The organism is Streptomyces flaveolus (assembly GCF_044765825.1).
Classification (GTDB): Bacteria; Actinomycetota; Actinomycetes; order Streptomycetales; family Streptomycetaceae; genus Streptomyces; species Streptomyces flaveolus.
This window is the reverse complement of sequence record NZ_JBIWKU010000026.1, coordinates 1-4,404: the sequence shown is the minus strand read 5'-3', so window position 1 is coordinate 4,404 and position 4,404 is coordinate 1. Positions and strand designations below refer to the sequence as shown.

2 protein-coding genes are annotated in these 4,404 nt (G+C 73.9%); both read right to left on the bottom strand.

Features of this window, described 5'->3' with window-relative positions; genetic code table 11:
- Positions 1-1,195 (bottom strand): beta-ketoacyl synthase N-terminal-like domain-containing protein (locus ACIRG6_RS37685; protein ID WP_364686838.1); only part of this gene is annotated, 1,195 nt, incomplete at its 3' end.
- 128 nt (positions 1,196-1,323) lie between these two features.
- Positions 1,324-4,404: type I polyketide synthase (locus tag ACIRG6_RS37680; RefSeq protein ID WP_403326626.1), on the bottom strand; the 3,081-nt coding region annotated here is incomplete at its 5' end.

The window sequence follows — 4,404 nt, the reverse complement described above, 5'->3', positions numbered from 1 at the left end:
GCATGGCCTGCACCATCTTGATGACACCCGCGACACCGGCCGCCGCCTGCGTGTGACCGATGTTGGACTTGATCGAACCCAGATACAGCGGCCGGCCCCCGGACCGGTCCTGGCCGTAGGTCGCCAGCAGCGCCTGCGCCTCGATCGGGTCGCCCAGAGTGGTGCCGGTGCCGTGGGCCTCCACCACGTCCACGTCACGCGGCGTCAGCCGGGCGTTGGCGAGGGCCTGCTGGATGACCCGCTGCTGCGAGGGGCCGTTCGGAGCGGTCAGACCGTTGGACGCGCCGTCCTGGTTGACCGCCGAACCCCGCACCACCGCGAGCACGTCGTGCCCGAGCCGGCGGGCGTCCGACAGCCGCTCCACGAGCAGCATGCCCACGCCCTCCGACCAGCCGGTGCCGTCGGCGGCGTCGGCGAACGGCTTGCACCGGCCGTCGGCCGCGAGGCCCCGCTGCCGGGAGAACTCCACGAACGTGCCCGGCGTTGCCATCACCGTCACACCGCCCGCGAGCGCGTACCGGCACTGGCCGGTGCGCAGCGCCTGGATCGCCCAGTGCAGGGCGACCAGCGACGACGAGCACGCCGTGTCCACCGTCACCGCCGGGCCCTCCAGGCCCATGGTGTACGCCACCCGGCCCGAGGTGACACTGCCCGCGTTGCCGTTGCCGATGAACCCCTCGAGGTCCTCGGGCACGTCCCGCAGCCGGGCCACGTGGTCGTGGTACATGAGCCCCGCGAACACGCCGGTCTGCGAACCGCGCAGCGAGACCGGGTCGATTCCCGCCGACTCCACGGCCTCCCACGCGGCCTCCAACAGCAGACGCTGCTGCGGGTCCATCGCCAGCGCCTCACGCGGACTGATCCCGAAGAACGCCGGGTCGAAGTCCGCGGCGTCGTACAGGAAACCGCCCACGTTCGTGTAGGAGGTGCCCGGCCGGTCCGGGTCCGGGTCGTACAGGGCCTCCAGGTCCCAGCCGCGGTCCTCGGGGAACGTCGACATCTCGTCCCGGCCCTGCGCGACCAGGTCCCACAGGTCCTCCGGACCGCGGACGCTGCCCGGGTACCGGCAGGCCATGCCGACGATGGCGATCGGCTCGTGTGCCGCGTCCTGGACCTGCTGCAGCTTTTCGCGGGCCTGCTTCAGCTCTCCCGCGGCACGCGCCAGGTATTGACGGAACTTGTCCTCGTTTGACATTGGGCCCTCGCTGAGTTCTGCGTTGTGCTGACGCGTTGACGAAGTGGGTGGGCCGGCGCTGAGCCGGGCAGATCGGGCCACGGCCCGCGGGCATCACTGCTCGCGGGCCGTGGGACGGAAGGGAACGCTCAGATGCCGAGGTCCCGGTCGAAGTAGTCGAAGATCTCGTCGTCCGAGGCGGACAGCAGCGTGTCCTCGATGGCGGGAGCACTCTGCGTCCCGGCGCCGCCGGTGTGCTTGGCGAGCACCGCCCGCAGCCGGTCCCGCACCCGGTCGACGTCGTCCTGCTCCGGGGACAGTTCGGACAGCAACTGCTCCAGGCCGTCGATCTGCTGGAACAGCCGGTCGGCCGCGGACTCCGGCTCCGGCAGGATCTGCTGCCCCAGGTACTCCGCGAGCAACGCCGGGTTCGGGTAGTCGAACACCAGCGTCGTGGGCAGCTTCAGACCGGTGATCTCACCCAGCCGGTTGCGCAGCTCGACCGCGATCAGCGAGTCGAAGCCCAGCTCGGCGAAGGACTGATCCGCCTCCAGGGCGCTCCCGGAAGCGTGGCCGAGCACGGCGGCCACCTCCTCGCGCACCACCGTGAGCAGCGTCTGCCGCTGCTCCTCGGGCTGCTGCGCGAGCAGCCGCTGCAACAGGTCCGGCCCGAAGGACGCGGAGCCCGCCGCCGCGGCGGCGCGTCGCACCGCCGGAACCAGCGACCGGAACAGCGCGGGCACCGCCGCACCACCCCTGGTCATGTCCAGGCGCATCGGCAGCAGCACGGCGTGCCCGGTCCGTCCGGCCGTGTCGAACAGGGCCATGCCCTCGGCGGTCTCGAGGGCGGTCACGCCACCGCGCGCCATGCGGGACCGGTCGGTGTCGCTCAGCTCCGACGTCATCCCGCTGGCCTGCGCCCACGCACCCCACGCGAGGGACTGCGCGGGCAGCCCGGCCGCCCTGCGGTGCTCGGCCAGCGCGTCCAAGAACGCGTTGGCCGCCGCGTAGTTGCCCTGGCCGGGCGCCCCGACCACACCGGCCGCGGAGGAGAACAGGACGAACATCTCCAGATTCGCGTCCGCGGTGAGCCGGTGCAGATGCCAGGCCGCGTCGACCTTGGGTCGCAGCACCCGGTCCACCCGCTCGGGGCTGAGCGACGTCAGCACGCCGTCGTCAATCACACCGGCGACGTGCACCACACCGGTCAGGGGGTGCTCGTCCCCGATCCCGGCCAGGAGCGCGGCGAGTGCCTCACGGTCCGCGGCGTCACACGCCTCGACGCGAACGGACGCGCCGAGCTCCGTCAGCTCCGCGGCCAGCTCCCGCGCGCCGCCCGCCTCCGGGCCGCTCCGGGAGGCCAGCACCAGGTGCCGCACCCCACGCTCGGTGACCAGGTGCCTGGCCAGCTCACCGCCGAGCACACCGGTACCGCCGGTGATCAGGACGGTGCCGTCCGCGGACAGCTCTCCGTCCGCGTCCGGCGTTCCCGGCTCGCCGCCGGCCCTGACGACGCGCGGCACCAGCAGGCCACCGTCGCGCACCGCGAGTTGCGGCTCGTCCTCGCGCAGCGCCGAGGCCACCGAGGCCACCGGCACACCGCCGAGGTCACCGGTGCCGCCGACGTCGAGCAGCCCGATCCGGCCGGGGTTCTCCGACTGCGCCGACCGCAGCAGACCCCATACGGCGGCGCCCGCCAGGTCGGTGACGTCCGCCTCGGGCGAGGTCGCCACCGCACCGCGGGTCGTCACCACGAGCCTGGCCGAGACGAACCGCTCGTCGGAGAGCCACTGCTGCGCCAGCGCGAGCGCCCAGCCGGTGGCCTCCCGGGCCGCCGGCACGAGGTCGCCCGGCGCGCCCGGCCAGGCCGCGAACACCAGCTCCGGAACCGGCTCCCCGTCGGCGACCGCCGTGCTCAGGGCCGCCAGATCCGGGAACGACGGCTGTCCGTCCGCCGCCTCACCGACGAACGCGTACGAGGCGTCCGGGGCGGGCGCGGCCTGCTCGGCGCGCTGCCAGTCCAGCCGGAACAGCGAGTCGCCGCGAGCCGCCGGCCGTACGGCGAGCTGCTCCTGGCTGACCGGTCGCAGCACCAGCTCCTCGATGCGGGCCACGGGACGGCCCGCCACATCGGCTATGTCCACCGACACCGTGCCGTCGGCACCCGTCGGGGTCAGCCGCAGCCGCAGGGCCGCGGCGCCCACGGCGTGCAGTGTGAGCCCGTTCCAGGCGAACGGCAGCATGGCCTGCTCGCCCATGGCCTTGGTCAGGCCGACCGCGTGCAGGCCCGCGTCGAGCAGCGCCGGGTGCAGGCCGAACGCGCCCGCGTCGCCCTGCTGTTCCTCGGGCAGCGCGACGTCCACCAGGACGGTGTCGCCGTCGCGCCAGACCGCGCGCAGCCCCTGGAAGACCGGGCCGTACGCGAAGCCCGCCTCGGCCGACCGGTCGTAGAACCCGTCGATGCCGACGGCCTGTGCGCCCTTGGGAGGCCACACCGACCAGTCGGGCGCGACGGGAGGCTCCGGCGCGGCGACGGCCAGCGTCGCCTCGGCGTGCTGGACCCACGGCCCGTCCCCGGACCGCGAGTGCACGGTCAGCCGGCGCCTGCCGCGCTCGTCCGCGGCACCCGCCGTCAGCCGCAGATCCGCCGCGCCGTGCTCCGTGAGCACCAGCGGCGCCTGCAGCGTGAGTTCCTCCACGTGCCCGCACCCGACCACGTCACCGGCGCGCACCGCCAGTTCGACGAAGCCCGTGCCCGGGAACAGCACCGAACCCAGCACCGCGTGGTCGGCGAGCCAGGGGTGCGTGCGCAGCGACAGCCGCCCGGTCAGCACCGTGCCCCCGTCGTCGGGCAGTTCCACCCTGGCGGCGAGCAGCGGATGCCCGGCCTCGGCGAGACCGGCCGTGGCGAGATCGGCGCCCGCTCCCTGGCCGCTGCCGGAGAGCCAGTAGCGCTGGTGCTGGAAGGCGTAGGTCGGCAGCGGAGCCGGGACGGGGTGGCTGGGGGCGAGGAGCGCCCGCCAGTCGATGTTCCTTCCTCGGGTGTGGAGGTGCGCGACGGCCTGCATGAGCGTGACGGTCTCCGGCCGGTCCTTGCGGACGGCCGCCAGGACCTGCACAGGCGTGTCGGTCTCTTCGGGGAGGCAGGTGGTGGTCATGGCGGCGGCGGTGCCGTCGGGGCCGAGTTCGAGGTAGGTGGTGGTGCCCAGGGTGTTGAGGGTGGTGATGCC